Source organism: Terrabacter sp. AAH1, from assembly GCF_054456855.1.
Genome location: NZ_JBTJJV010000004.1, coordinates 327,330 through 351,470 on the forward strand (window position 1 = coordinate 327,330; position 24,141 = coordinate 351,470).

25 protein-coding genes are annotated in these 24,141 nt (G+C 71.7%); 16 read left to right on the forward strand and 9 right to left on the reverse strand.

Annotation, left to right across the window (positions count from 1 at the left end):
- The first annotated feature begins 77 nt into the window (after positions 1 to 77).
- The 3 genes from pafA to ACXR8F_RS09565 all read left to right on the forward strand — a co-directional run bounded on the left by pafA (position 78) and on the right by ACXR8F_RS09565 (position 3,078).
- The gene (pafA, locus tag ACXR8F_RS09555) at positions 78 to 1,469 is read left to right on the forward strand and encodes a Pup--protein ligase (RefSeq protein ID WP_458799962.1); all 1,392 of its coding nucleotides are present in this window, start codon (positions 78 to 80) and stop codon (positions 1,467 to 1,469) included.
- A gap of 144 nt (positions 1,470 to 1,613) precedes the next feature.
- The gene (locus ACXR8F_RS09560) at positions 1,614 to 2,606 is read left to right on the forward strand and encodes an FKBP-type peptidyl-prolyl cis-trans isomerase (RefSeq protein ID WP_458799963.1); all 993 of its coding nucleotides are present in this window, start codon (positions 1,614 to 1,616) and stop codon (positions 2,604 to 2,606) included.
- Between the two features lie 85 nt (positions 2,607 to 2,691).
- Positions 2,692 to 3,078: an FKBP-type peptidyl-prolyl cis-trans isomerase gene (locus tag ACXR8F_RS09565; protein WP_045188088.1), complete on the forward strand. Its 387-nt coding sequence runs from the start codon at positions 2,692 to 2,694 to the stop codon at positions 3,076 to 3,078.
- 7 nt (positions 3,079 to 3,085) lie between these two features.
- Here ACXR8F_RS09565 and ACXR8F_RS09570 read toward each other — a convergent pair whose 3' ends face one another.
- The gene (locus ACXR8F_RS09570; RefSeq protein WP_458799965.1) at positions 3,086 to 4,192 is read right to left on the reverse strand and encodes a DUF3866 family protein; all 1,107 of its coding nucleotides are present in this window, start codon (positions 4,190 to 4,192) and stop codon (positions 3,086 to 3,088) included.
- A 76-nt stretch (positions 4,193 to 4,268) separates the two neighbouring features.
- Here ACXR8F_RS09570 and ACXR8F_RS09575 point away from each other — a divergent pair, with 76 nt between their 5' ends.
- From ACXR8F_RS09575 to ACXR8F_RS09605, 7 genes are all read left to right on the forward strand, one after another.
- Positions 4,269 to 5,267 carry a helix-turn-helix transcriptional regulator gene (locus tag ACXR8F_RS09575; protein WP_458799967.1) on the forward strand — a complete coding sequence of 333 codons (999 nt, stop codon included), beginning with the start codon at positions 4,269 to 4,271 and terminating at the stop codon, positions 5,265 to 5,267.
- A complete protein-coding gene (locus ACXR8F_RS09580) occupies positions 5,264 to 6,259 on the forward strand; it encodes a helix-turn-helix transcriptional regulator (RefSeq protein ID WP_045188082.1) in 996 nt (331 codons plus the stop codon). The genes ACXR8F_RS09575 and ACXR8F_RS09580 overlap by 4 nt, the downstream gene beginning before the upstream one ends.
- 133 nt (positions 6,260 to 6,392) lie before the next feature.
- Positions 6,393 to 6,791 carry a Sec-independent protein translocase subunit TatA gene (gene tatA, locus ACXR8F_RS09585; RefSeq protein WP_045188080.1) on the forward strand — a complete coding sequence of 133 codons (399 nt, stop codon included), beginning with the start codon at positions 6,393 to 6,395 and terminating at the stop codon, positions 6,789 to 6,791.
- Between the two features lie 54 nt (positions 6,792 to 6,845).
- Positions 6,846 to 7,652 (forward strand): twin-arginine translocase subunit TatC, encoded by an 807-nt coding sequence (gene tatC / locus ACXR8F_RS09590; RefSeq protein ID WP_458799970.1) that lies wholly within the window; start codon positions 6,846 to 6,848, stop codon positions 7,650 to 7,652.
- Positions 7,653 to 7,661: 9 nt separating this feature from the next.
- Positions 7,662 to 8,567: a diacylglycerol kinase gene (locus ACXR8F_RS09595; protein ID WP_045188078.1), complete on the forward strand. Its 906-nt coding sequence runs from the start codon at positions 7,662 to 7,664 to the stop codon at positions 8,565 to 8,567.
- Positions 8,564 to 11,434, forward strand: coding sequence for a DEAD/DEAH box helicase (locus ACXR8F_RS09600; protein WP_458799972.1), 2,871 nt, complete (start codon positions 8,564 to 8,566; stop codon positions 11,432 to 11,434). The genes ACXR8F_RS09595 and ACXR8F_RS09600 overlap by 4 nt, the downstream gene beginning before the upstream one ends.
- A 195-nt stretch (positions 11,435 to 11,629) precedes the next feature.
- Complete coding sequence (locus ACXR8F_RS09605; RefSeq protein ID WP_045188074.1) at positions 11,630 to 11,830, forward strand: cold-shock protein; 201 nt, start codon at positions 11,630 to 11,632, stop codon at positions 11,828 to 11,830.
- Positions 11,831 to 11,922: 92 nt separating this feature from the next.
- Here the strand turns inward: ACXR8F_RS09605 and ACXR8F_RS09610 are convergent, their stop codons facing one another.
- From ACXR8F_RS09610 to ACXR8F_RS09620, 3 genes are all read right to left on the reverse strand, one after another.
- Positions 11,923 to 12,156 (reverse strand): hypothetical protein, encoded by a 234-nt coding sequence (locus ACXR8F_RS09610; RefSeq protein ID WP_045188072.1) that lies wholly within the window; start codon positions 12,154 to 12,156, stop codon positions 11,923 to 11,925.
- A gap of 97 nt (positions 12,157 to 12,253) precedes the next feature.
- Positions 12,254 to 12,613, reverse strand: coding sequence for a VOC family protein (locus tag ACXR8F_RS09615; protein ID WP_458799974.1), 360 nt, complete (start codon positions 12,611 to 12,613; stop codon positions 12,254 to 12,256).
- 25 nt (positions 12,614 to 12,638) lie between these two features.
- Positions 12,639 to 13,580 carry a 5'-3' exonuclease gene (locus tag ACXR8F_RS09620; protein WP_045188068.1) on the reverse strand — a complete coding sequence of 314 codons (942 nt, stop codon included), beginning with the start codon at positions 13,578 to 13,580 and terminating at the stop codon, positions 12,639 to 12,641.
- 113 nt (positions 13,581 to 13,693) lie between these two features.
- On the opposite strand from ACXR8F_RS09620, the gene ACXR8F_RS09625 reads away from it, so the two are divergent.
- Positions 13,694 to 14,152, forward strand: coding sequence for an Lrp/AsnC family transcriptional regulator (locus ACXR8F_RS09625; RefSeq protein ID WP_045188066.1), 459 nt, complete (start codon positions 13,694 to 13,696; stop codon positions 14,150 to 14,152).
- Between the two features lie 22 nt (positions 14,153 to 14,174).
- Here ACXR8F_RS09625 and ACXR8F_RS09630 read toward each other — a convergent pair whose 3' ends face one another.
- A complete protein-coding gene (locus ACXR8F_RS09630) occupies positions 14,175 to 15,110 on the reverse strand; it encodes a threonine/serine dehydratase (protein WP_458799976.1) in 936 nt (311 codons plus the stop codon).
- A 50-nt stretch (positions 15,111 to 15,160) separates the two neighbouring features.
- Between ACXR8F_RS09630 and ACXR8F_RS09635 the strand changes: the two genes are divergently transcribed.
- Positions 15,161 to 16,012 (forward strand): phosphotransferase, encoded by an 852-nt coding sequence (locus ACXR8F_RS09635; protein WP_458799978.1) that lies wholly within the window; start codon positions 15,161 to 15,163, stop codon positions 16,010 to 16,012.
- A gap of 22 nt (positions 16,013 to 16,034) precedes the next feature.
- On the opposite strand, the gene ACXR8F_RS09640 is transcribed toward ACXR8F_RS09635, so the two are convergent.
- Genes ACXR8F_RS09640 through ACXR8F_RS09650 form a run of 3 tightly spaced genes read right to left on the reverse strand, consistent with a single transcriptional unit; the run spans position 16,035 to position 18,438 of the window.
- Positions 16,035 to 17,327, reverse strand: coding sequence for a multidrug effflux MFS transporter (locus ACXR8F_RS09640; protein WP_458799979.1), 1,293 nt, complete (start codon positions 17,325 to 17,327; stop codon positions 16,035 to 16,037).
- Positions 17,324 to 17,818 carry a Cys-tRNA(Pro) deacylase gene (gene ybaK, locus ACXR8F_RS09645; RefSeq protein WP_458799981.1) on the reverse strand — a complete coding sequence of 165 codons (495 nt, stop codon included), beginning with the start codon at positions 17,816 to 17,818 and terminating at the stop codon, positions 17,324 to 17,326. The genes ACXR8F_RS09640 and ybaK overlap by 4 nt, the downstream gene beginning before the upstream one ends.
- Positions 17,818 to 18,438 carry a TetR/AcrR family transcriptional regulator gene (locus tag ACXR8F_RS09650; protein ID WP_082080703.1) on the reverse strand — a complete coding sequence of 207 codons (621 nt, stop codon included), beginning with the start codon at positions 18,436 to 18,438 and terminating at the stop codon, positions 17,818 to 17,820. Before ACXR8F_RS09650 ends, ybaK begins: the two co-directional genes overlap by 1 nt.
- A 77-nt stretch (positions 18,439 to 18,515) precedes the next feature.
- On the opposite strand from ACXR8F_RS09650, the gene ACXR8F_RS09655 reads away from it, so the two are divergent.
- Genes ACXR8F_RS09655 through ACXR8F_RS09670 form a run of 4 tightly spaced genes read left to right on the forward strand, consistent with a single transcriptional unit; the run spans position 18,516 to position 22,519 of the window.
- Positions 18,516 to 19,610 (forward strand): sensor histidine kinase, encoded by a 1,095-nt coding sequence (locus tag ACXR8F_RS09655; RefSeq protein WP_458799982.1) that lies wholly within the window; start codon positions 18,516 to 18,518, stop codon positions 19,608 to 19,610.
- A complete protein-coding gene (locus ACXR8F_RS09660) occupies positions 19,607 to 20,272 on the forward strand; it encodes a response regulator (RefSeq protein ID WP_045188054.1) in 666 nt (221 codons plus the stop codon). Before ACXR8F_RS09655 ends, ACXR8F_RS09660 begins: the two co-directional genes overlap by 4 nt.
- Before the next feature lie 50 nt (positions 20,273 to 20,322).
- Positions 20,323 to 21,558 (forward strand): hypothetical protein, encoded by a 1,236-nt coding sequence (locus ACXR8F_RS09665; RefSeq protein WP_458799985.1) that lies wholly within the window; start codon positions 20,323 to 20,325, stop codon positions 21,556 to 21,558.
- Positions 21,548 to 22,519: an alpha/beta fold hydrolase gene (locus ACXR8F_RS09670; RefSeq protein WP_458799987.1), complete on the forward strand. Its 972-nt coding sequence runs from the start codon at positions 21,548 to 21,550 to the stop codon at positions 22,517 to 22,519. Before ACXR8F_RS09665 ends, ACXR8F_RS09670 begins: the two co-directional genes overlap by 11 nt.
- 97 nt (positions 22,520 to 22,616) lie before the next feature.
- Here ACXR8F_RS09670 and ACXR8F_RS09675 read toward each other — a convergent pair whose 3' ends face one another.
- A complete protein-coding gene (locus ACXR8F_RS09675; RefSeq protein ID WP_458799989.1) occupies positions 22,617 to 24,059 on the reverse strand; it encodes a KamA family radical SAM protein in 1,443 nt (480 codons plus the stop codon).
- Positions 24,060 to 24,141 lie beyond the last annotated feature (82 nt).

Here is a 24,141-nt window from a genome sequence, read left to right on the forward strand (position 1 = left end):
GCGTTCGTCGCGGGATGACACGCGTGAGGTGACGGACGGTGCCGACCCGAGCGAGGAGGTCCGCCTAGAGTTGGTTCATGGAGCGGCGGATCTTCGGGATCGAGAACGAGTACGGCGTCACCTGCACCACGCAGGGCCAGCGGCGCCTGACTCCCGACGAGGTCGCCCGCTACCTCTTCCGACGCGTCGTCGCGTGGGGACGTTCGAGCAACGTCTTCCTCGGCAACGGCGCCCGGCTCTACCTCGACGTCGGCTCGCACCCCGAGTACGCCACGGCCGAGTGCGACTCCGTACGCGAGCTCGTCATCCAGGACAAGGCGGGGGAGCGCATCCTCGAGGGCCTCGTCGAGGACGCCCAGGGGCGACTGCGCGACGACGGCGTCGAAGGCGAGATCTTCGTCTTCAAGAACAACACCGACTCCGCCGGCAACTCCTACGGATGCCACGAGAACTACTGCTACGGCCGCACCGGCGACTTCCAGCGCGTCTCCGACATGTTCATCCCGTTCCTCATCAGCCGCCAGATCACCTGCGGCGCGGGCAAGGTCGTCGCGACGGCGCACGGTGCGAGCTTCGCGGTGAGCCAGCGGGCCGACCACATCTGGGAGGGCGTCTCGTCGGCGACCACCCGCAGCCGGCCGATCATCAACACCCGCGACGAGCCGCACGCCGACGCCGAGAAGTACCGCCGGCTGCACGTCATCGTCGGCGACTCGAACATGTCCGAGACGACGAACCTCCTCAAGGTCGGCAGCGCCGACCTCGTGCTGCGCATGATCGAGTCCGGGGTGGTCATGCGCGACCTGTCGATGGAGAACCCCATCCGGGCCATCCGCACGATGAGCCACGACCCGACGGGGCGCGCAACGGTGCGGCTCAACAACGGACGCGAGATCTCAGCCCTCGAGATGCAGCGCGAGTACCTCGACAAGGCCATCGAGTTCGTCGACCGCGAGGGCGTCAGCAGTCCCGACACCAAGCAGGTCATCGACCTCTGGGGCCGGGCCCTCGACGCGATCGGCAGCGGTGACCTCGACGCCATCGACACCGAGATCGACTGGGTCATCAAGCACCGCCTCATCGAGCGCTACCGCGAGCGCCACGGCCTGGCCCTCACCGACGCCCGGGTGCAGCAGCTCGATCTCGCCTACCACGACATCAACCGTCGTCGCGGGCTGTTCTACCTGCTCCAGCGCCACGGGCGCACGGCGCGCGTGGCGTCCGACGTCGAGATCTTCGAGGCCAAGGTTCGTCCGCCCCAGACCACCCGGGCCAAGCTCCGGGGTGACTTCATCCGCGCCGCCCAGGCGCACGGCCGCGACTTCACCGTCGACTGGGTCCACCTCAAGCTCAACGACCAGGCGCAGCGCACGGTCCTCTGCAAGGACCCCTTCCGGGCCGTCGACGAGCGGGTCGAGCGACTCATGGAGACCATCGACCGTTCGCCCACGGTCCAGCGCCCGCTCTGAGTCGCACACTGAGTCGCACACGGCGTCGCACGGGGCCAACCTGTCAGCGGGCTGTGAACCTCGCACAAGGGCGGGCGTTACAGTGACGGGGATTTGCCCAGCGGGACCTCCACACCCGCCCGCCCCCGACCGAAAGTCTCACCTGTGCGTCACAACCGAACGGCCGCTCGCACGGCCGCTGCCCTCTTCGCTGCCCTCGGGCTGACCACCGTCGCGGCCTGCGGGTCGACCCCCAGCGGCTCCACCGGCTCGGCCACCACCGCTCCTGCCTCGGTCGCGCTGGCCGGGGTGAGCGCCACCGGTGCCGTCGACCTCAAGACCGCCCCGAAGGTGACGCTCGGCAAGACGCCGATCAGCTCGAAGGCGGTCGAGCACAAGGTGCTGACGCCGGGCAGCGGCAAGGCGGCCACCAAGGCCGACACCGTGAGCCTGCGCGCCCGCATCTACAACGGCACCAGCGGCAAGCTCCTCGACGACGGCTACGCGTCCGGCCGCAGGGCCGAGGGCTACCGCCTCGGTCGCGCCGACCTCATCGCCGGCTTCACCGAGGGCCTCGTCGGCGCCACGAAGGGCGGACGCATCGCCTTCACCATCCCCCCGGAGAAGGGCTTCGGCTCGGCCGGCAACGAGCAGCTCGGCGTCAAGGGCACCGACACCATCGTCGTCGTCGCGGACATCGCCGACGTGCACACGCCGCTCGCCAAGATCGACGGCGCGCAGACCGCTGCCCCCGCAGGCCTTCCGACGGTCGAGTTCAAGAACGGCTCCGCCAAGGAGCCGACCGTCACGGTCCCGAAGTCCGCGGCGCCCACCACGACGCAGCAGGCGACCCTCGTGCAGGGCACCGGGGCGACGGTGCAGCAGGGCCAGACGATCAGCGCGCAGTACTACGGCGTCCTCTGGAAGGACGGCAGCGTCTTCGACTCGTCCTGGCAGCGAGGCGCCTCCGCAGACTTCCCGATCGGTGTCGGCGGCGTCATCCCCGGTTGGGACAAGACGCTCGTGGGCAAGAAGGTCGGTAGCCGCGTGCTCATCGTCATCCCACCGAAGGACGGCTACGGCGACGCCGGCAGCCCGCCCAAGATCTCGGGCAAGGACACGCTGGTGTTCGTCGTCGACATCCTCGACGCGTACTGAGCACCGGCCGTACCGACCGGCCCGACCGGCCCCGACAGACCCTTACCCCGCACACAGGACCCACTCACCGAAAGGGACACGAAGCATGGCACTGGACCCGAACCGCACCAAGCCCGAGATCGACTTCCCGGAGGGCGACGCTCCCGCCGACCTCGTCGTCGAGGACCTCATCGAGGGTGACGGCCGCGAGGCGAAGGCCGGCGACACCGTCAGCGCCCACTACGTCGGTGTCGCGCACTCGACGGGCGAGGAGTTCGACTCCTCGTGGAACCGTGGCGCGCCGCTCGACTTCCGCCTCGGCGTCGGCATGGTCATCCCGGGCTGGGACAAGGGCATCGAGGGCATGAAGGTGGGCGGCCGCCGCAAGCTGACCATCCCGTCCCACCTCGCCTACGGCGAGCGCGGCGCCGGCGGCGCCATCAAGCCCGGCGAGACGCTCATCTTCGTCGTCGACCTGGACGACGTGAAGTGAGAGTGGCCTAGACCTTCAGCAACCGGGCGGCATACCGCCCCGCGACGGCCGCGCCGAGGAAACCGGCGCGGTCGTCGTCGTATCCGCGGCCCATCGTGCGCAGCGGCACGGGGGAGTCGCGAAGGGCGGCCTCGAGGCCGTCGCACGGCACCTCGTGCAACCGCAGGCGTCCGCCGCTGGCGGAGCACAGCGCACGCGCCTGCTCGACCACCCGCGTCCCGATGCCGGCGAGGTCCCCCTCGAGCCGGGGCGCGACGACGTCGGCCGGCACGAGCGACACGCGGCCGTATGCCGTGAGGCTGTGGTGCGAGACGCCGCGGTGCCGTTCGCGCGGGTCGGCCTCCGAGATCCGCAGGGAGCAGACCGGTCGCCCGCCGAGCGCCCCGGCGGCATTGACCGCCTCGCCGGCCGACGTGCCGGAGAAGCCCCAGCGGGTGCCGGTGCCGAGGTTGCCGGGTCCTTGGGCGACCACCACCACGTCGGCGCCGACGACGTGGTGCGCGGCGAGCAGGCCCGTGTGCACGTTGACGGCCTCGAGGTCGCCGCCGAAGGCCTGCCCCACCGTGATCGAGGCCGCCAGCCACCCGGCATCGCGGAGCCCGGCCACCGTGCGGGAGAAGTCGATCGGCAGCGCGCCCCCGTCGGTCATGACGTAGGCGACGCGCAGCGCCGGGTCGGTCTCACGGACACCCGCGACGATCGCGGGCACGGCCGAGTGCAGGTCGGCGACGACCACCGGCAGACCGGCGAGGTCGTCGGCCTCGGCGAGCACGGCGTGGTGCGCGCTGTCCTGCTCGTCGACGCCGAGCACCATGGTCTGGCTGGGGGTGTATCGGGCCTTGACGATGTGGCCGGGCACCCCGTTGACGTCGGCGACGGGGTCGGGCAGCGCATCGGGGGCCGCCACCACGATGGCGAGGCCACCCGTGCCGAGCCCACGTTCGAGGGCGGTGGTGTTGAGCAGCACCTCGGTTCCGGCGCTCAGCGCGCCCACGACGTCGACGTAGCCGAGTGCCCGCACGACGTCTCCGGAGGGGAGCCGGACGGCGTACTCGACGGCGCCCGCCCAGCGGGAACGCACCTCGTCGACGACACCCCGGCGCCACTGGATCATGAGGCGACCCTATCGATCGCATGTTCGGGTAGCGTCGGACTGCCCGCCCGCGCCGCCGCCTCCCAGGAAGGTCTCGATGAGTCCTGCGTCTGCCTCGGCAGAGAAGACCGAACGGCTGCTCAACCTCATCCTCGCGCTCAAGTCGGCGCGACGACCGGTCTCGAAGCAGAAGATCCGCGAGTCGCTGCCCGCGTACGCCGCCGCCACCTCCGACGAGGCGTTCGACCGCATGTTCGAGCGCGACAAGGACGAGCTGCGCGAGATGGGCATCCCGATCTCGACGACGGTCATCGACGTGCTCTTCGACGACGAGGTCGGCTACCGCATCGACTCGAGCGAGACCACCCTGCCAGCGATCAGCTTCGAGCCCGACGAGGTCGCCGCCCTGGCACTCGCGGCCCGTGCGTGGTCCACGGCGAGCATCTCGGGGGCCGCCTCGGCCGGGCTGCGCAAGCTGCGCCTCTCCGGCGTCGAGATCGACGAGTCGGTGGCTGCCGGCGCCGAGCCGCGCATCCGCACCAAGGAGGCGGCCTTCGAGGCCGTGCACGCCGCCGTCTCGGCGTTGCAGCCCATCACCTTCGACTACCGCAAGAACGACGGCGAGCTGTCGACACGCCACGTCCAGCCGTGGGCCCTGAAGAACTGGCACGGCCGGTGGTACCTCACGGCGTTCGACGTCGACCGCGGTGACGAGCGCGCCTTCCGCCTCAGCCGCTTCGAGGGCCCGGTCAAGCGCAAGGGCCGTGCGGGCTCGTATGCCGTCCCGTCCGACCACGTGCCCGAGGTGGCCCTCGAGGCCCAGCCGCCCGAGCCGGTCGGCTCCGCGGTGGTGCGGGTGCGCCACGGACGCGGACACACCCTGCGGCGCAACGCCACGCGTACCGCCGAGATCGACGAGCGGTGGGCCGAGATCGAGGTCCCGTACCAGCCGGGCACGACCGAGCGCGACGTCGTCGCGCTCGGCACCCACGCCGTCGCCGTCTCGCCGCCCGAGCTCGTGGCGGGCGTGCGGGCGGCGCTGCAGGCGGTGGCGGCCGCGCAGGCCGGGAGCGAGCTGACGGGGGAGCCGGCATGAGCGAGACGAGACGTCCGGCGCCGCGCCGCGCACCCGAGACCGCGACCCAGCGGCTGGGCCGGCTCCTCGACATGGTGCCCTGGCTGCTCCAGCACCGGGGCGTGCCGATCGCCGAGGCCGCGCGCGAGTTCGGCGTCACCGACGATCAGGTGGTCGAGGACCTCGAGCTGCTCTTCGTGTGCGGCACGCCGGGCTACGGGCACGCGGAGCTCATCGACGCCCAGTGGGACAGCGGGCACATCTACCTCGACAACGCCGACGACATCGCCGCCCCCATGCGCCTGTCGCGCGACGAGGCCGTGACGCTCACCGCGGGCCTCCAGGCGCTCGGGTCGACCCTCGTCGGCTCCGACGTCGCAGAGCGCACGCTCCGCAAGATCCGTGACGCCGCGGGCGGCGCCGTCGACGAGCCGAGGGGTCGCATCGACCTCGACCTCGACGACGGCAGCCAGCACCCGGCCATGGCGCCGCTCAAGGACGCGTTCTCGCGCGGGCGCCGCGTGCACCTGCGCTACTACGTGGCGACGCGTGACGAGTCCACCGAGCGCGACGTCGACATCATGCGCATCCTCAACCTCGACTCGCAGTGGTACGTCGAGGGCTACTGCCACCGGGCGAAGGACGTCCGGCTGTTCCGGCTCGACCGCATCGAGGACGTCACCGTGCTCGACGTCGACGGCACGCCGCCTCCCGGCGCGACACCCCGGGACCTCGACGACGTGTTCGTGCCCGGCGAGAACGACCTGACGGTCGTGCTCGACGCCAGCCGCTGGGCGGCCTGGATCGCCGACTACTACCCCAACGAGGGGGTGCAGCGACGCCGCGACGGCTCGCTGCGGGTCACGCTCAAGGTCGCCGACCCGGCACTCGTGCGCCGCCTCGTGCTGCGACTCGAGGGAGAGGTGCGCGTCGTCGAGCCGCGTGAGCTGGCCGACGCGGTGGCCGACGAGGCACGCACGGCGCTCGCCGCCTACGACGACCCCGTCCGCTGACCGGACCGTGGGGCGTCCGTCCGGCCGTCCCACGGGTGGAGTTCACCCCACGCACGTATGCTGGACATCTGCGGCCCTGAGGCTGCAACGTGACGGTCCGCACGGGGCCGGCTTTCGACGAGGAGACATCACCATGCCCAGTCTGGGTGCCCCCGAACTCATCATCATCGCGGTCGTGCTCATCGCCCTGTTCGGCTGGAAGAAGCTCCCCGACATGGCTCGCAGCCTCGGCCGTTCCGCGCGCGTCTTCAAGTCGGAGGTCGACGAGCTGAAGAAGGACGGCAAGCCCGCTCCCAGCGACGCCTCCCAGAGCACCGTCCAGGGTCAGGCCTTCGACCCCGAGGCCGAGCGCCGTGCGGCCGACCGACGCGACGCGGAGGCCCGCCTCGCGGACGCGGAGCGGCGCGCCGCCGAGGCCCGTGCCGAAGCCGACCGGCTCCGTGCCTCCGGACCCTCCACCACCACCGGCAGCAGCACCGGCAGCACAGCCGGCAGTGCCGAGAGCGACATCCGTCGCGACACGACGCTCTGACGACGTCGCTCCACGACCCGCACCTTGCCCGAGCTCGCGCACGGACTCATCTGAATGCCCTCACTCCGCAAGCAGCGTGACCCCGAGGGGCGCATGTCGCTGGCCGACCACCTCCGGGAGCTGCGCAACCGGCTCACGGTCAGCGCGATCGCCATCCTCGTCGGGGCCGTCGTCGGCTGGATCTACTACAACCAGATCATCGCCAGACTGACGAAGCCCCTCACTGACCTCGACAGGCAGCGCGACGGCGTCGTCAACATCAACTTCGCGAACATGACCGATGCGTTCGCGCTGCAGCTGACGACGTCGATCTTCGTGGGGCTCATCCTGGCGTCCCCGATCTGGCTCTTCCAGATCTGGCGCTTCATCGTCCCCGGGCTCACCCAGAAGGAGAAGCTCGTCTCGCGGCTCTTCGTCGTCGCGGCGGTCCCGCTCTTCCTCACCGGGTGCTTCTTCGCCTTCGTGATGGTGCCCAAGGCGGTCGCGGTGTTGCTGGGCTTCACCCCGGTGGGCGCCTACAACCTGCAGGACGGCTCGCAGTACCTCAACTTCGTTCTCAAGTTCATCGTCGCCTTCGGCTGCGCGTTCCTGCTGCCGGTCTTCCTCGTGGCGCTCAACCTGGTGGGCGTCCTCTCGGCCCGCGCGATGCTCAGGGGCTGGCGCCCGGCCGTCATGATCATCCTGGTGTTCGCCGCGATCATGACGCCGACCCCCGACGCCTACACGATGCTCTTCCTCGCGAGCCCGATGGTGCTGCTCTACTTCGCCTCGGTCGGGCTGGCGTTCCTCTTCGACCGGCGCAAGGAGGAGCACAAGCCCGACTGGCTGGACGTCCCCGACGACCGGCCGTCACCCCTGTAGGTTTCGGGTGTGCCCCAACGCGTCGCCCTGATCGTCAACCCCACGTCGGGCAAGGGCGTCGGGCGGCAGCTGGGCGCCCAGACCCGGCGGCTGCTGCACGAGGCGGGTCACGACGTCGTCGACGTCTCGGGGGACACCTACCAGCAGGCTCGGTCGCAGGCGCTGGCCGCTGTCACCGACGGTGTCGACACCGTCGTGGTGGTCGGGGGCGACGGCATGGTGCACCTCGGCGTCAACGTCTGCGCCGGCTCCCCGACGCGGCTCGCCGTGGTGGCGGCCGGCACCGGGAACGACTTCGCCCGCAACCTCGGCCTGCCGGTGCGCGACGCGGCGGCGGCGGTGTCGCTGCTCACCGAGGGCAGCACCCGTGAGATCGACCTCGGCCGTGTGAGCCACGGCGTGGCCGGTGAGAAGTGGTTCGGCGGCGTCCTCGGGGCAGGGTTCGACGCCGTCGTCAACGCGCGGGCCCAGCGCATGACGTGGCCGCGGGGGCAGATGCGCTACAACCTGGCGGTGCTGCGCGAGCTACCCGTGTTCCGTCCCATCCCGTACGCCATCGAGCTCGACGGGCACCGCATCGAGACCCGCGCGATGCTGGTGGCCGTGGCCAACACGACGTCGTTCGGCGGCGGCATGCGGGTCTGCCCCGACGCCGACGTGGCTGACGGGCTCTTCGACGTCATGATCGTCCACGCGTTGTCGGTCGCGGCCTTCCTGCGGGTCTTCCCCAAGGTCTACTCCGGCACGCACACCACCCATCCGGCCGTCGAGATCCATCGCGCCCGGCGAGTTCGCTTGGAGGCGAGCGGTATCCACTCCCAAGCAGATGGCGAGTCCTTCGCAGAGCTGCCGATCGACGCCGAGGTCGTGCCCGGCGCCCTACGGGTCGTCACCCCGTCGGTGGTGGCCGCATGATGCCCGCCTGGCCGCGTCTGGCGGAGTTCGCGGCGCAGTTCGACTTCCCGCTCGACGACTTCCAGACCGAGGCCTGCCGGGCGGTCGAGGAGGGCCGGGGGGTGCTGGTGGCCGCACCGACCGGGGCGGGCAAGACCATCGTCGGCGAGTTCGCCGTGCACATGGCGCTGGCCACGGGCCGCAAGGCGTTCTACACGACGCCGATCAAGGCCCTGTCGAACCAGAAGTACACCGACCTCGTGCGCCGGCACGGTGCCGACAAGGTCGGTCTGCTGACGGGTGACGCCTCGATCAACGGGGAGGCGCCGATCGTCGTCATGACGACCGAGGTGCTGCGCAACATGATGTATGCCGGTTCGACCACCCTGCGTGGGCTCGGCTGGGTCGTCATGGACGAGGTCCACTACCTCGCCGACCGGTTCCGTGGCGCCGTGTGGGAGGAGGTCATCATCCACCTGCCGCCCGACGTCAGCGTCGTGTCGCTGTCCGCCACCGTGAGCAACGCCGAGGAGTTCGGCGCGTGGCTCGGCGAGGTGCGCGGTGACACCGAGGTCATCGTCTCCGAGCACCGGCCCGTGCCCCTGTGGCAGCACATGATGGTCGGGCAGACCCTGTTCGACCTCTTCGTCGAGGAGCGCGACGCGGACGAGGACGACGAGCACTTCCGGGCGAGCCCGTCCCACTACTCGGTGAGCGTCAACCCCGACCTCGTCCACGCGATCCGCGGCAACGAGGGCCGGGGCGCCTGGGACTCGCACTGGGTGAGCAACCGCGGCGGCCGCGACAAGGGCCGCCCGAAGGGCAAGGGCGGCCGCGGCGGCAATGGCAACCGTGGTGGTGACGACTGGTCGGGCCGGGGCCGACGGGGGAGCGACGCCGGCAGGGGCCGCGGTCCCGGTGGCGGCGACGGCGGACGGGGCTTCGCCCGGGGAGGCCGTCCGGGCGGTGGGGCGACCCGCGCCGAGGTCATCGAGCGCCTCGAGCGCGAGGGGCTGCTCCCGGCGATCACCTTCATCTTCAGCCGTGCCGGCTGCGATGCGGCCGTCGGCCAGCTGCTCTCGAGCGGCATGCGACTCGTGCCGGAGGCCGAGGGTGAGGCGAACCGCCGTGTCGTCGAGGAGCGCATCCAGGGCCTCGCCGAGGAGGACCTCACGGTGCTCGGCTACTGGGACTTCGTCGACGGCATCTCGCGCGGCTTCGCGGCCCACCACGCCGGGATGCTGCCGACCTTCCGCGAGATCGTCGAGGAGCTCTTCACGGCGGGGCGCATCCGCGCCGTCTTCGCCACCGAGACGCTCGCGCTCGGCATCAACATGCCGGCGCGCACGGTGGTGCTCGAGAAGCTGGTGAAGTTCAACGGCGAGAACCACGTCGACATCTCGCCTGCCGAGTACACCCAGCTGACCGGTCGGGCGGGACGTCGAGGCATCGACGTCGAGGGCCATGCGGTCGTCATCTGGAACCGCGGTCTCGACCCGGCAGGCGTCGCGGGCCTGGCCTCGACCCGCACCTACCCCCTGCGCTCCAGCTTCCGGCCCACCTACAACATGGCCGTCAACCTGGTGCGCCAGTTCGGCCGCGAGAGCGCGCGCGAGATCCTCGAGACGTCCTTCGCGCAGTTCCAGGCCGACCGGGCCGTCGTCGGTTTCGTCCGCACGGTTCGGCGCAACGAGGAGGCCCTCGCCGGCTACGCCGAGCAGATGAGCTGCCACCTCGGTGACTTCTCCGAGTACGCCGCGATCCGCGACGAGATCCGCACGATCGAGAAGGAGGGTGCCAAGGCGCGGTCCGCGTCGGCGCGCGCCGAGGCCGCGATCTCCCTGGAGTCCTTGCGCATCGGCGACATCGTGCGCATCCCTGCCGGCCGGCACAGCGGGCTCGCCGTCGTCGTCATGCCGAACCGCGGCGGCAAGGGGGAGTCGGCCTCCCCGGCCGTCGTCACCGAGGACCACCAGCTGCGGCGCCTGACCCTCCACGACGTGCCCACGGCGATCGAGCCGCTGGGGTCGATGCGGGTGCCGAAGCAGTTCAACGCCCGCAACCCCAAGGCGCGTCGCGACCTCGCGGCCACCCTGCGCGCCACGATGCCGCACGACCCGCCGCCCCGGCGCCGGGCAGCCGAGCCCGACCCGTCCGACGCCCGCCTCGACGAGCTGCGCCGCCGCATGAAGGCGCACCCCTGCCACCGCTGTCCCGACCGCGAGAACCACGCCCGCTGGGCCGAGCGCTGGTGGCGGCTGCGGCGCGAGACCGACGGGCTCCAGCGCAAGATCGACGGGCGCACCAACTCCGTCGCCAAGACGTTCGACCGCATCTGCGACCTGCTCGTCGAGATGGGCTACCTCGGCGACGGCGGCGAGTCCGTGACCACGCACGGCGACCGGCTGCGCCAGCTCTACACGGAAAAGGACCTCCTCGCTGCGGAGTGCCTGCGCGAAGGCACGTGGCGGCGTCTCGACGCCCCGTCGCTGGCCGCCATCGTCTCCTCGCTCGTGCACGAGCCGCGGCGCGAGGAGGGCGGGCTCACGCCACGCTGGCCCAACGACGACGTGCGCGAGGCCTTCGACCGGATGATCACGGTCTGGTCGGACCTCGAGGACGCCGAGGGCGCGCTGGCGCTGCCGCGCACCGGTATGCCGGACGGTGGGATCGCGTGGGCGATGCACCGGTGGGCGAGCGGGCAGCGGCTCGAGGACGTGCTGCGCGGCACCGACCTCGCGGCCGGTGACTTCGTACGACGGTGCAAGCAGGTCATCGACCTGCTCGGGCAGCTCACCGACGCCGCCGACCCGGACCTCGCGGCGACGGCCCGCAAGGCGAGCGACGGCGTGCTGAGGGGCGTCGTCGCGGCCGACCGGCTCGACTAGGAGCCCGCGAATCGTCGTGGCGGCACCTTGTCCGCTAGTCTTGGCGGACCGTCGACGTTTTTGGTGCTCGTGTTCGCACGCTCGCAAGGAACGACCAGCGAGCGCAGTTTCTTCAGGTTTGAAGGGTTGCGTCCCCTTTTCGACACGGGGTCGCCCGGCCGGGTGGTCTCAGCTTCCAACCTGAAGGAGCCAGTCATGGCGCAGGGTACTGTCAAGTGGTTCAACTCGGAGAAGGGCTTCGGCTTCATCGCTCCCACCGAGGGGCCTGACGTCTTCGTCCACTACTCGGAGATCCAGAGCAACGGCTACCGCAGCCTTGAGGAGAACCAGGCCGTCGAGTTCGACGTCGAGCAGGGTCCCAAGGGCCCGCAGGCGATGCGCGTCCGCGTTCTCTGATTCAATCGGCTCCCAGAGCCACACGACGAAGGCCGGTCCCCGACAGGGGGCCGGCCTTCGTCGTGGTGGAGCTGGACCCTGCTCGGGCGGTCTCAGAGCAGGGTGAGCCGCTCGAACGGGCTGTTGACCCGGACCAGCCCCGACTCGAACTTGAGCGTCACCGTCGCAGGGCTGGTCGCGACGACGACGCCGAGGCCGTGTCGGACGTGTGAGACGCGGTCGCCGACGTTGAACTCCTCGATCTCGGGCGCGGGAGCCGGACTGAACGGGCTGCTGGCGAGGTGGCGTCGGACGGCGGGCGATGAGGGCGTTCTGCGGTTGGGCACCCCCCAGTATCCCTCTTCCGGAGGGTCAGGGTGGCCGCGAGGGCCCGTCGACCGTCGTCGGACGTGCTCAGTCGTGCTCAGACCGGCTCGTTCGGGCTCAGTCGTCTGCCTGCCACACGCCGAGCTCGTTGCCCGCTGGGTCGGTGAAGTAGAAGCGCCGACCGCCGGGGAACGCGTAGGGCTCGCGGGTGATGGTGCCACCGGCCTCCGTCACCGCCGCGACGGTCCTGTCGAGGTCGTCGGACCACAGCAGCACGAGTGCGCCGCCGGCTCCCGGCCGCCCCTCGGGGTTGAGTCCGCCGACCTCGCCGTGGCCGTCGACCGCCTGGATGCCCGAGTAGTCAGGCCCGTAGTCGTTGAACGCCCAGCCGAAGGCCGCCGCGTAGAACGCCTTGGCCGCGGCCAGGTCAGGGGCGGCCAGCTCGACGTAGTCGATCGCGTGGTGCCGGTGTGCCATGTCGTGCCTCCAGTCGGGTCGGGTCTCAGTCGATCCCCAGCGCGGAGATCACTCGGTCGAACGACGACGTGAGTCCGTGCTCGACGGCCAGCTTCGACATGAGCGCCGGGTCGGCGACCGTCGTCGGGACCGACACGTCGACGTCGGGGAGCGTGGCGTCCTTGACCACCGCGACGACGCGCGGCGCGGCGTCGAGGTAGTCGGCGGCTGCCTCGAGCCGTGCCCGCTGGGCGCCCTTGAGCGCCGGGTCGCCGTCGTCGATGGCGGCGCGGAGCGCCTCGAGCGTGCCGTAGGTGGTGATGAGCTTGGCCGCCGTCTTCTCGCCGATGCCGGCCACCCCGGGCAGGCCGTCGCTCGTGTCGCCGCGCAGCACGGCCATGTCGGCGTAGGCGGCACCCGAGGGCACGCCGTACTTCTCGGCGATGAAGGACTGGTCCACGAAGTCGGGGGAGCGCACCCCGCCACGAGCCGTGTAGACGACACGCACCTGGTTGGCGTCGTCGACGAGCTGGAAGAGGTCACGGTCGCCGGTGACGATGTCGACCGGCATACGGCCGGACCACGCGGTCGCGTAGGTACCGATCACGTCGTCGGCCTCGTGGCCGTCGAGCCCGACGCGTGCGATGCCGAGCGCCCTCAGCGCGTCCTCGATGATCGGCACCTGGACGCCCAGCGCCTCGGGCACCTGCTCGCCCGCGAGCTCGTCGTCGCCGGGCTCGGCCACGCGGTGCGCCTTGTAGGACGGGATGGCCTCGACCCGGAAGGCGGGACGCCAGTCGTTGTCCCAGCAGGCGACGAGGTGGGTCGGGTGCGCCCGGTCCACGAGCGAGGCGATCATGTCGAGCAGCCCACGGACGGCGTTCGTGGGGACGCCGCTGGGGCCGATGACCTCGGGCACGCCGAAGAAGGCCCGGAAGTAGAGGGACGCGGAGTCGAGCAGCAGCAACCGGGGCGCGTGGGACGGCATACGCGAGAGGCTACCGGGGCGCGGTGACCGGAGCGTGGCGGGCGGGACGCGCGTCCCGTACCGGCATGAGGAATGGACCGCCCCGTCCGTAACCGCTGGTCTACCCTTCGGCCATGGAAGATCTCGACCGCCGCCTCGTCGGGCTCCTGCTGTCCGACGGCCGCATGAGCTACACCGACCTCGGCAAGGCCACGGGCCTCTCGACGTCGGCGGTCCACCAGCGGGTGCGGCGGCTCGAGGAGCGCGGCGTCGTCACCGGCTACACCGCCCAGGTCTCTCCCGAGGCGCTCGGCCTCCCGCTCACGGCGCTCATCTCGGTGACGCCCTTCGACCCCAGCGAGCCCGACGACGTGCCCGAACGGCTCCGTCACATCGAGGAGATCGAGGACTGTCACTCGGTCGCCGGCGTCGAGAGCTACATCCTCAAGGTGCGGGTGGGCACGCCCGGCAACCTCGAGGACCTCCTCGCGCGAATCCGCTCTGCTGCCAACGTCTCCACGCGCACCACCGTCGTGCTCTCCACCCCCTGGGAGGGGCGCAGCGCGTCGGCCCTCCCACGCGACGACGCCTGACGCGGAACCCTCTTCGGAAGGGTCAGAGACCGGAGGGGTCCGTGTTGGCCCCGCACAGCACGACCGCGACCCGCTCCTCCGGCTCGGGCACGTACGCACCTGCCGCGAGGCCGGCGAGCGCCGTGGCTGCGCCGTGCTCGACGACGACCCGCCAGCGTTCCCAGAGCAGCTCGCGCGCGGCGACGATGTCGTCGTCCGAGACGACGACGCTCCGGACGGGTAGCCGAGACGTGACCTCGAAGGCGATGTCGCCGAGCCGACGCGCCCCGAGCGAGTCCGCCGCGACGCCCGACACGGGCACGTCGACCGGTCGTCCGGACTCGAGTGCCGACCGCAGGGTCGGGGCGCCCGTGGGCTCGACGCCGATCACCGTCGCCGTCCCGTCGAGCGCCGCCGTGACCCCGGCGAGCAGCCCGCCCCCTCCGACGGCCACGACCACGGTGTCGATGCCGGACGGCACCTGCTCGACGAGCTCGAGCGCGAGCGTGCCTGCGCCGGCAGCGATCTCGGGTTGGTCGTAGGCGTGGCAGTGGAGCGCGCCCGTGCGCGCCACCTCCTCCTGCGCCGCCTCGTACGCCGTGGCGTACTCCCGTCCCGACAGGACCACCCGGGCGCCGTACGCCTTCAGCCGGGCGACCTTGACCGCGGGCGCCGTCTCGGGGACGAAGACGGTTGCGGGCACGCCGAGACGCGCGGCGGCATACGCGTTGGCCATGCCGGCGTTGCCGCCGGACGCGACGACGATCCCCACGCGAGGGTCGAGCAGGCCGTCCTCCTGCGCACCGAGGATGCGGTTGAACGCGCCGCGCGCCTTGAACGACCCCGTGTGCTGGAGCAGCTCCAGCTTGAACCAGACCGGTGCGCCGAGCGCCTCGCGCTCCACAGCCAGCACCGGGGTGGTGCGGACGTGTCCCTGGACGCGGTCGCGGGCCTTCTCGACGTCGGAACGCTGGATCACGTCCCGAGCCTACGGGCGCCGCCGCGACACGCCTGTCCTAGGATCGTGCGATGACCTTCGCCTCGATCGGCTCGCTGTCGGCCCGCCAGGCCGAGCTCCTCGACACCTGGCTGACGGGGGCCGAGGTCGTGCACGACCACGGCTGGGGCCTGGTCGCGACCACGGTCCTCGAGGTCCAGCGCGGCTCGGACCGCCTCATCGTCAAGGCCGGTGGCGAACGCGACGGCCACATCACCCGCGAGATCACCGCCCACCGGAACTGGCTGTCGCCCTGGACGGCCCGCGGGCGTGCGCCACTGATCGTGCACTGCGACGTCGACGCGAAGCTCGTCGTGACCCGCTACCTCCCCGGCCGGCTCGTCCTGGGCGACCCCAGCGCCGACGATCCGGACACCTACCGCCAGGCGGGTGAGCTGCTGGCGGCGTTCCACGGCCAGGAGAGCCACGTCGACCCCGACCACGAGCGCCTCGAGAACGACAAGGCCCTGGCCTGGCTCGACGAGCCGCACCGCATCGACGCGGCCGTCGAGCAGCGTCTGCGTGACGAGATCGCCTCGTGGCCTGTGCCGTCCGCGACGGTCGTGCCGACCCACGGCGACTGGCAGCCGCGCAACTGGCTCGTCGCAGACGGCGTCGTCTCGGTCATCGACTTCGGCCGCGCGGCGCTGCGGCCGGCGCTCACCGACTTCGCGCGGCTCGCGGCCCAGGACTTCCGCCGCGACCCGGCCCTCGAGCGGGCGTTCCTCGAGGGCTACGGAGACGATCCGCGTGAGACGGGTGCCTGGTTGCGCCAGCGGGTGCGTGAGGCGATCGGCACCGCGACGTGGGCGTATGCCGTGGGCGACGCCGACTTCGAGGCGCAGGGGCTCCGGATGGTCGACGAGGCACTGGCACCCGCCTGACGACGACGCCCGGGCGTGGCGATCAGAGCTGGTCGGTCGGCTCGGGGGCCAGCCCCTCGATGCGGACGTGGTCGTCGCGGCGCAGCGCCTTCGCGTGGGTGCGTGCGCGGTGCCACCACCAGAGGGCCAACGCGCCGAGCGTCATGGCCCCGGCCACCAGGGCGAGCGTCGCCAGCGACCCGCTGACGAGTGGCGACACCGCGCCGGCCACCAGGGCGTTGACGCAGGTGCTGAGGAAGGACTGGAACGACGACACCGCGCCGCGCTCGCGAGGTCGAAGGTCGAGCAGGGCGATCGTGAGGATCGGGAAGACGAGCGAGACCCCGAGCGAGGCCGCGGCTGCCGGGACGACCGTCCACGCGACCGCCGGCTCGTCGACGGTCGACTGGTACGCGACGGCGAGGACCCCACCGGCCAGGGCGACGAGGAAGCCGGCCAGCACGAACGCGCCCTGGCGGACCCTGCCCGCGAGCCGTCCGGTGAGGAACGAGCCCAGCATCATCGTGACGACGAGCGGGACGAAGAGCACGCCGAAGTCGCGCTCCCCGAGGTGCAGGTGGTCGACGACGATGGCCGGCGCCGAGGAGATGTAGAGGAAGAGCGCCCCGAAGTTCAGCGCGATCGCGGCGCTCAGGCGCAGCACCCCGCCGTCGCCGGCGGCCGACGCGAACGACGCCAACAGCGGCCGAGGGTGGAAGGCCACGCGTCGCTCCGCCGGGTGGGTCTCGGGCAGTGCGGTCAGCGTGAGGACCACGAGCACGAGACCGTAGACCGCGAGCACCCAGAAGATGGTGCGCCACGAGCCCCAGCCGAGGATCCAGCCGCCGACGATCGGTGCGAGCGCCGGTGCCACCGCGAAGATCATCGAGATGTGGCTCATGAAGCGCTGGGCGTGGGCGCCGTCGAAGAGGTCGCGCACGACGGTGCGCCCGACGATCATGCCCGCTCCTGCGACGAGCCCCTGGGCCGCGCGGGCACCGAGCAAAGTCGGCATGCTCGGCGCGAGCGCGCACACGGCGCTCGTGACGGCATACAGCAGGGAGCCCGTGACGATGACGGGCCGGCGCCCCAGAGCGTCGGACAGGGAGCCGTGGAAGAGGCTCGCGACGGCGAAGGCGACGAGGTAGACGCTCATCGTCTGCTGCATCGCGACCTTGTCGGCGCCCAGGTCGCGGCCCATCACCTCGAACGCCGGAAAGATCGCGTCGATGGTGAACGGGCCGACCATCGTCAGCGCGGCGAGGATGAGCACGAGCCGCAGATGCGACAGGCGCGAGCCGGTCGGTGCCGGCGGGCCGTCGGGGGAGCCCGTCATGGCCGCCCGATCCGCGCGCGCACGGCGCGCGTCACCTGCGCCAGGTCCGCCGGTGCCAGGGCGATGTCGAACCCACGCCGGCCCCCGGAGACGTAGACGACGTCGAAGCCGTATGCCGTCTCGTCGAGCACGGTGGGCAGCGCACGCTTCTGCCCCACCGGGGAGATGCCGCCCACGACGTAGCCGGTGCTGCGTTCGGCGGTTGCGGGGTCGGCCATCGTGACGCTCTTCGCCCCCAGCGCCGCAGCCACGGCCTTGAGGTCGAGCTGGCTCTCCACCGGGACGACGCCCACGCCGAGGCCCTTGCCGGTGTCGACGAGAAGCGTCTTGAACACGCGGGCCGGCTCGACGCCGAGGGCCTCGGCCGCCTCGAGCCCGTAGCTCGTGGCAGCGGGGTCGTGCTCGTAGGGGTGCTTCGTGTAGGCGATGCCCGCACGGTCGAGCGCGACGGTCGCCGGGGTGGAGGGACCGGGCTGGCGCTGCCGGGCCATCAGGCGCCGGACACGGACGCGAGCCCGTCCCAGATGGTCGACACCACGAGGTCGGTCGCCTCGTCGGCGGTCGTGCCCGGGTGGGTGGTGCGCCAGACGGCGAGGCGCTCGCACGCACCGATGAGGATCTCGGCCATGACCGTGACGCGCCGCGGCTCGAGCGCGGTGAACGCGGGCAGGGTGCGCAGGCCCTCCGCGAACGCCTTCGCGGTCTGCTGCCGGATGCGCTCGACCGACGCCGACGCCTCGCCGATGAGTGCCCCCTCGGTGCGCAGCAGGGTGAACGCCTGCTCGTGCTCGTCGATGAAGGCGAAGAACGCGTGGACCACCCCGGCCACGCGGTCACGCGCCGGTGCGAGCGGCTGCGCCACCCACGCGTCGATGAGGGCGGTGAGCAGCTGCCCGCGTGCCCGCTCGATCGTCGCCGCGAGCAGCCCCTCCTTGGACCCGAAGTAGTCGTAGATGAGCGGCTTGGTCACCCCGACGAGCTCGGCGATCTCGTCCATCGTCGCGGCCTGGATGCCGCGGCTGGAGAAGACCTGCTCGGCGACGGCGAGCATCTGCGCCTCACGTTCGGCTCTGGGCATGCGCACGCGGGTGCCGGGGGAGCGGGAGGTCACCGCGGCAGTCTACGGGGGCTGCGCGCGACCTCCCGCTCGTGGTTGACGCGGCCCGTGCCCGGAGCGACATTGGAGCAGTGAACCGAGCGCTGCCGGGTCTGGCGGTTGCTGCGCTGCTGGTGATGCTGCTCGAGGCTGCTCCCAGCGGTCTCTCCGTGCTGACCGTCCTCTCGGGGGTCGTGTTCGTCGCATGGTCGGTCGTCGGCTACCGCTGGGCGCTCACTCGTGGGCGGGGCGCCTGCGTGGCCTACCTCGGGTCGGCCCTCGTGCTCGGCTTCCTCACCTTCGACCTGACCGGCCCGGGCGTCGGCAGCACGGTGCTGCTCGTGCTCGTCGTGGTGCAGGCGGTCATGCTGCTGCCGCTCGGCTGGTCGCTCGTGGTGGCGGCCACCGTGCCGCTCGTCCACGTCGGGATGCCGATGGCCGACGGGCTCCGTGAGGTGGTGAGCACCGGTCTGGCGTGTGCGGTCGCCTTCGTGCTCGCGCGCCTGTGGCTGCGCGAGCAGCAGGCTCGTGAGCAGCTCGCGGTGGCCAACGAGCAGCTGCGCGTGCTCGGGGCTCAGGCCGAGGAGCTGGCGGCCATGCGCGAGCGCACGCGGATGGCGAGGGACATCCACGACGGGCTGGGCCACCACCTCACGGTGGTCGGCATGCAGGTCCAGGCCGCCCGCGCCGTGCTGGCCGGTGATGTCGCGCGGGCGGACGGTCTGCTGGCGCAGGCCGAGGAGCAGGTCCGGCAGGCACTGACGTCGGTCCGTGAGTCGGTCGGGGCGCTGAGAGGCCGGCCGGTGACGCCCCTGCCGGACCGTCTCCGGGCGCTCGCCGACGAGAGCGCTGCGGCGGGGCTGCCGACCTCCGTGGCGGTGGACGGCGCGGAGCGGCGGCTCGACGACGAGGTCCAGTCCGCTCTCTACCGGGTGGCGCAGGAGGCGCTCACCAACGCGCGCAAGCACGCCCACGCCCGGGCCGCCGTGCTCCGCCTCGGCTACCTGCCCGACCGGATGACCCTCGAGGTGCGCGACGACGGCTGCGGTGTGAGCAACGACGTCCCGGCGTCCGGGGGCTTCGGCCTCACCGGCATCCGTGAGCGGGCCGAGCACCTCGGCGGCTCCATGGCCGTCGTCTCCACTCCCGGCGCCGGCCTGGCGCTGCGGGTCGAGCTGCCGGGATGAGCACTCCTGCGCCGGTGCGGGTCCTGGTCGTCGACGACCAGACCCTCTTCCGTGAGGCCCTGACGACGTTGCTCGAGGCCCGCGCGGAGGTCGAGGTCGTCGGTGGCGCCGCCGACGGGTCGGAGGCCCTCAGGCTCGTGGGCGAGCTGAGGCCCGACGTCGTGCTCATGGACCTGCGGATGCCGGTCCTCGACGGCGTGAGCACGACGCGGCGCCTCCGCGTCGAGCACCCCGAGGTGCGCGTCCTCGTGCTGACGACCTTCGACGACGACGACGAGGTGTTCCCCGCGCTGCGAGCGGGGGCCGTCGGCTACCTGCTCAAGGACGCGACCGCCGCTCGCCTCGTCGAGGGCGTGCAGGCCGCGGCGAGGGGAGAGTCCGTGCTGCAGCCGTCGGTCGCGGCCAAGGTGGTGGCCATGGTGAGCCGGCTGCCCGACCTGCCCGAGCGACCGCGACCGCAACCGCTCGTCGACCCCCTGAGCCCGCGCGAGCTCGAGGTGCTGCACGAGCTCGCCGACGGCCGCAGCAACCGCGAGATCGCCTCTCGCCTCTATCTTTCCGAGGGGACGGTCAAGAACCACGTCACGAACGTGCTGGCCAAGCTCGGCGCCCGGGACCGCACCCAGGCGGCGCTGCGGGCCCGGAGCCTCGGACTCCTCTGACCTGAGCGCCGGAACGCGGTCGGGGTCATGCCGTGAAGGTGACCCCGACCATGACGTCCGGCACGTCCGTCGAGCGGGGTGGGCGCCGGATGCTCGTGGGCATGACAGCTCTCACCAGCTCGCGGGCAGACCTCGCGCCACGTGCGCGGGTCTCACGGTTCCTCCACACGCGGTTCGGCCGCTTCCTCGCCACCTACCTCGAGATGACGGTCGCGATGGTCGTCGGCATGGCGGTCCTCGGTGCCGTCTGGGACGCCGCGTGGCCCGACGTGGTGCGGCACCCCGACGGAATGGCACTCACCATGGGCCTCGACATGTCCGTGGGCATGGGCGCCTGGATGTGGGTGCGGCGTCACTCCGCGCGGCACATCCTCGAGATGTCGGCGGTGATGGTGCTGCCGTTCGTGCTCCTGCTCCTGCCCTTCCACCTCGGCCTGCTCTCCGGGGACGCGTTGCTCACCTGGGGCCACGTCGCGATGTTCGCCCTCATGGCGGCCTACCTGTGGGCCAGGCCCCACACTGCCGGTGCGCACCCTGCGCGCACGTCCTCACCGACGCTCCGCCGGCCAGCCGCCCGACGAGGCCGGCTTGCCGCGGCCCTGCTGGTCGGCGGTGCCGCGCTGGCACTCGTGGCCGGGGTGCTGCACCCCCACACCGAGGCGCCGAACTCGCACGCGGCGGTCTTCGCCGAGTACGCCCACAGCACCGACTGGGTCTGGGTGCACGACCTCCAGTTCCTCTCGGCGGCCGTGGTCGCGGCCGGGTTCGTCGTCGTCAGCGGCACGCTGACCCTGGCGGGCGCATCGCCCACCCTGCTCCGCCTCGGCAACGGAACGGCGGCCGCGACGGTGTCGCTCATCGGCGTGAACATGGCCGTCGACGGGGTCGCCCTCAAGGGTGCGGTCGACGCGTGGGCTACCGCAGGTCCCGACCAGAGCGCCTCGCGCTTCGCGGCCGCCGAGGCGATGCGTTGGCTCGAATGGGGCGTCAACTCGTTCTTCACCGTGCTGCTCGGGCTCACGGTGCTGCTCTTCGCGGCCGCGCTGCTGCAGTGCGCGCACGTCGGCACCGCAGTCCGTCTCGCCGGCGTCAGCGGTGTGCTGGCCGGTGTCTTCCTCGTCATGGGCGGCCTCGCCGTCGGGTCACGAGGCTTCGAACCGAGCGCACTGCCCCGCGTCGCAACCGCGCTCTACGTCGTCATGGCCCTGGGGCTGCCGTCCCTCGACCGGGCTGCCCACCGCGCCGCTGGCACGACGGCTGTGGTGTCATCGATGGATGGTCGCTGAGGAGAGTCCGCGTGTCGCCGGGATGCTCGACGTCGGTGATGGCACGGCCCTCTACTGGGAGGAGTGGGGACACCCCGAGGGTGTCCCCGCCCTCTACCTGCACGGTGGGCCCGGCGGCGGCCTCGGCACGAGCCTCTATCGCCGGCGGTTCGACCTCGGCCGCACCCGCGTCATCGGTCTCGAACAGCGCGGGTGCGGCCGCTCGACGCCGCACTCGTCCGACCCCACGACCTCTCTGGCCGGCAACACGACCGGACAGCTCCTCGACGACGTCGAGCGGCTGCGCGACCACCTCGGCATCACCTCATGGGTCGTCAACGGCGCGTCGTGGGGGTCCACCCTCGCCCTGGCGTACGCGCGAGCGCACCCCGAGCGCGTCCGCGGCCTCGTCCTCTTCGCCGTCACGACGACGAGCCGCGCCGAGGTCGACTGGATCACCGAAGGGGTCGGCGCCGTCTTCCCGGAGGCGTGGGACCGGCTCGCCGCCCATGCCGAGGGCGCCGGCATCGGCTACCGGCGCGGTGAGGGCCGGCTCGTCGAGGCGTACTCACGGCTCATGGAGTCACCCGACCCCGCCGTGCGTGACGAGGCGTCGCTCGAGTGGGCCCTGTGGGAGGACACGCACGTCTCCATCGGCGCCGGCGGCCTGCACCGCGATCCTCGCTGGGACGACCCGCGCTTCCGGCATGCGTTCGTGCGGCTCACGACGCACTACTGGTCGCACGAGGGGTTCTGCGACCCGCCGATCCTGTCCGACGTCGAGGCCCTGAGGGGCATCTCGGCGGTCCTCATCCACGGTCGGCGCGACATCTCCTCGCCCGTCGTCACCGCGTGGCGGCTGCACCGGTCCTGGCCCGGATCGCGCCTCGTCGTCGACGAGGGCGACGGGCACGGTGGGGCCTCGATGGCCGAGCGGTGGCGCGCGGCGAACGACGAGCTGCTGGCGCTCTCCGGCGTCTGACGGCAGCGCAACCGACGGTGGTGCAACCCGACGGCGGCCCGGTCCCTTCGAGGACACGAGGAGACCGGGCCGCCCGGCATACGGCAGCGGGTGGGCCTCAGACGAGCTGGGACTCGGCGGCGGCGCGGCTGGTCGCCGCCTGCTCGACGGCCTCGGCGATGACCGACTCGTGGTCGACGGAGTCGTGCCACCACTTCTGGCCCGGCTCGGGCAGCGTGTAGATCGGGTCGTAGTAGACGTACTCGCGTGAGAGAGCGTCGGTGTCGGCGCCCTCGATCGACGTGCGGTAGTTCTTGCGCCAGTAGGAGATTCCGCGCTCGGCGTCGTACTCCTCGACCTGGTGCACCCAGCGCTTGCCGACGAACGGCACGTCGCAGACGATGCGCGGCGTCGAGAAGCCGGGCAGGTAGCCCATGATCGAGTGCTGGAGGTGCTGGGCCTCGGCGAGCGACACGCGCCAGTGCTCCGAGAACGGGATCATGTCGCACATGTAGAAGTAGTACGGCGTGATCGAGGCGCCGTCGGCGAGGGAGAAGCAGAGGTCGAGCAGCTGCTCGGTGGTGTCGTTGACGCCCCGCATGAGCACGCCCTGGTTGCGCACGTCGCGCACGCCGGCCTCGAGCATCGCCCTCGACGCGCGCGCCACCGACGGGGTCACCGACTGCGCGTTGTTGACGTGCGTGTGGATCGCGAGCGAGACGCCGCGCGCGCGGGCCTTGGTGGCGACCCGGCCGACGCCCTCGACGACGTCGTCGGCGAACCAGTGCTGCGGCAGCCCCATGAGGGCCTTCGTCGCGAGCCGGATGTCACGGATGTTGTCGATCTCGAGGAGCTGGTCGAGGAATGCCTCGAGGTTCTTCCACGGCATGTTGGCGACGTCGCCGCCCGACACGACGACGTCGCGCACGGCGGGTGTCTCGCGGAGGTAGTCGAGCATCGCGGCGTAGCGGTCGACCGGCTTGAGGTCGAACTTGAGCTTGGCGATCTGGGGCGTCGAGTTGCCGACGAGGTCCATGCGGGTGCAGTGGCCGCAGTACTGCGGGCACGTCGGCAGCAGCTCGGCGAGGACCTTGGTGGGGTAGCGGTGGGTGAGCCCCTCGGCGACCCACATGTCGTGCTCGTGGAGGGAGTCACGGGAGGCGTGCGGGTGCGACGGCCAGTCGGTGCGACGGTCGGAGAAGACCGGCAGCATGTAGCGGCGGATCGGGTCGGCGTAGAACGCCTCGGTGAAGTCGTGCCCGGCGGGCGGCAGCGGCGACTCGGTGGCCGGGACCATGGTGTTGAGCATCTGCGGCGGCACCAGCATCGACATCGTGGCGCGTTCGGACTGGTCCTTGGCGAGGTCGTCGTAGAACCGGTCGTCGAGCAGGTCGCCCATCAGGGCGCGCAGCTGCTTGATGTTCCTGACACAGTTGACGCGCTGCCACTGGGCGTTGTCCCAGTCCTCCTGGGTGACGTCACGCCAGCCGGGGAAGCGGGTCCAGTCGGGCTCGACGAGCTCTCGGCGCCGGTAGGCGTAGGGCTGCTCAACCTTGATCATGAGGCGAGGATAACCGAAGCATCACCGCATAGACCCATATGATGCTGAAGGATCTGCTGTCTGACCCCTCCGAAACCGAAGG

Excerpts from the sequence above, each read along its gene's own strand:
- ACXR8F_RS09670 (WP_458799987.1), top strand. The coding sequence starts at position 21,548 with ATGGTCGCTGAGGAGAGTCCGCGTGTCGCCGGGATGCTCGACGTCGGT.
- ACXR8F_RS09640 (WP_458799979.1), bottom strand. The coding sequence starts at position 17,327 with ATGACGGGCTCCCCCGACGGCCCGCCGGCACCGACCGGCTCGCGCCTG.
- ACXR8F_RS09665 (WP_458799985.1), top strand. The coding sequence starts at position 20,323 with ATGACGTCCGGCACGTCCGTCGAGCGGGGTGGGCGCCGGATGCTCGTG.
- ACXR8F_RS09615 (WP_458799974.1), bottom strand. The coding sequence starts at position 12,613 with ATGGCACACCGGCACCACGCGATCGACTACGTCGAGCTGGCCGCCCCT.
- ACXR8F_RS09580 (WP_045188082.1), top strand. The coding sequence starts at position 5,264 with ATGAGCGAGACGAGACGTCCGGCGCCGCGCCGCGCACCCGAGACCGCG.
- ACXR8F_RS09675 (WP_458799989.1), bottom strand. The coding sequence starts at position 24,059 with ATGATCAAGGTTGAGCAGCCCTACGCCTACCGGCGCCGAGAGCTCGTC.
- ACXR8F_RS09625 (WP_045188066.1), top strand. The coding sequence starts at position 13,694 with ATGGAAGATCTCGACCGCCGCCTCGTCGGGCTCCTGCTGTCCGACGGC.
- ACXR8F_RS09575 (WP_458799967.1), top strand. The coding sequence starts at position 4,269 with ATGAGTCCTGCGTCTGCCTCGGCAGAGAAGACCGAACGGCTGCTCAAC.
- pafA (WP_458799962.1), top strand. The coding sequence starts at position 78 with ATGGAGCGGCGGATCTTCGGGATCGAGAACGAGTACGGCGTCACCTGC.
- ybaK (WP_458799981.1), bottom strand. The coding sequence starts at position 17,818 with ATGGCCCGGCAGCGCCAGCCCGGTCCCTCCACCCCGGCGACCGTCGCG.
- ACXR8F_RS09605 (WP_045188074.1), top strand. The coding sequence starts at position 11,630 with ATGGCGCAGGGTACTGTCAAGTGGTTCAACTCGGAGAAGGGCTTCGGC.
- tatC (WP_458799970.1), top strand. The coding sequence starts at position 6,846 with ATGCCCTCACTCCGCAAGCAGCGTGACCCCGAGGGGCGCATGTCGCTG.
- ACXR8F_RS09660 (WP_045188054.1), top strand. The coding sequence starts at position 19,607 with ATGAGCACTCCTGCGCCGGTGCGGGTCCTGGTCGTCGACGACCAGACC.
- ACXR8F_RS09635 (WP_458799978.1), top strand. The coding sequence starts at position 15,161 with ATGACCTTCGCCTCGATCGGCTCGCTGTCGGCCCGCCAGGCCGAGCTC.
- ACXR8F_RS09600 (WP_458799972.1), top strand. The coding sequence starts at position 8,564 with ATGATGCCCGCCTGGCCGCGTCTGGCGGAGTTCGCGGCGCAGTTCGAC.
- ACXR8F_RS09565 (WP_045188088.1), top strand. The coding sequence starts at position 2,692 with ATGGCACTGGACCCGAACCGCACCAAGCCCGAGATCGACTTCCCGGAG.
- ACXR8F_RS09620 (WP_045188068.1), bottom strand. The coding sequence starts at position 13,580 with ATGCCGTCCCACGCGCCCCGGTTGCTGCTGCTCGACTCCGCGTCCCTC.
- tatA (WP_045188080.1), top strand. The coding sequence starts at position 6,393 with ATGCCCAGTCTGGGTGCCCCCGAACTCATCATCATCGCGGTCGTGCTC.
- ACXR8F_RS09570 (WP_458799965.1), bottom strand. The coding sequence starts at position 4,192 with ATGATCCAGTGGCGCCGGGGTGTCGTCGACGAGGTGCGTTCCCGCTGG.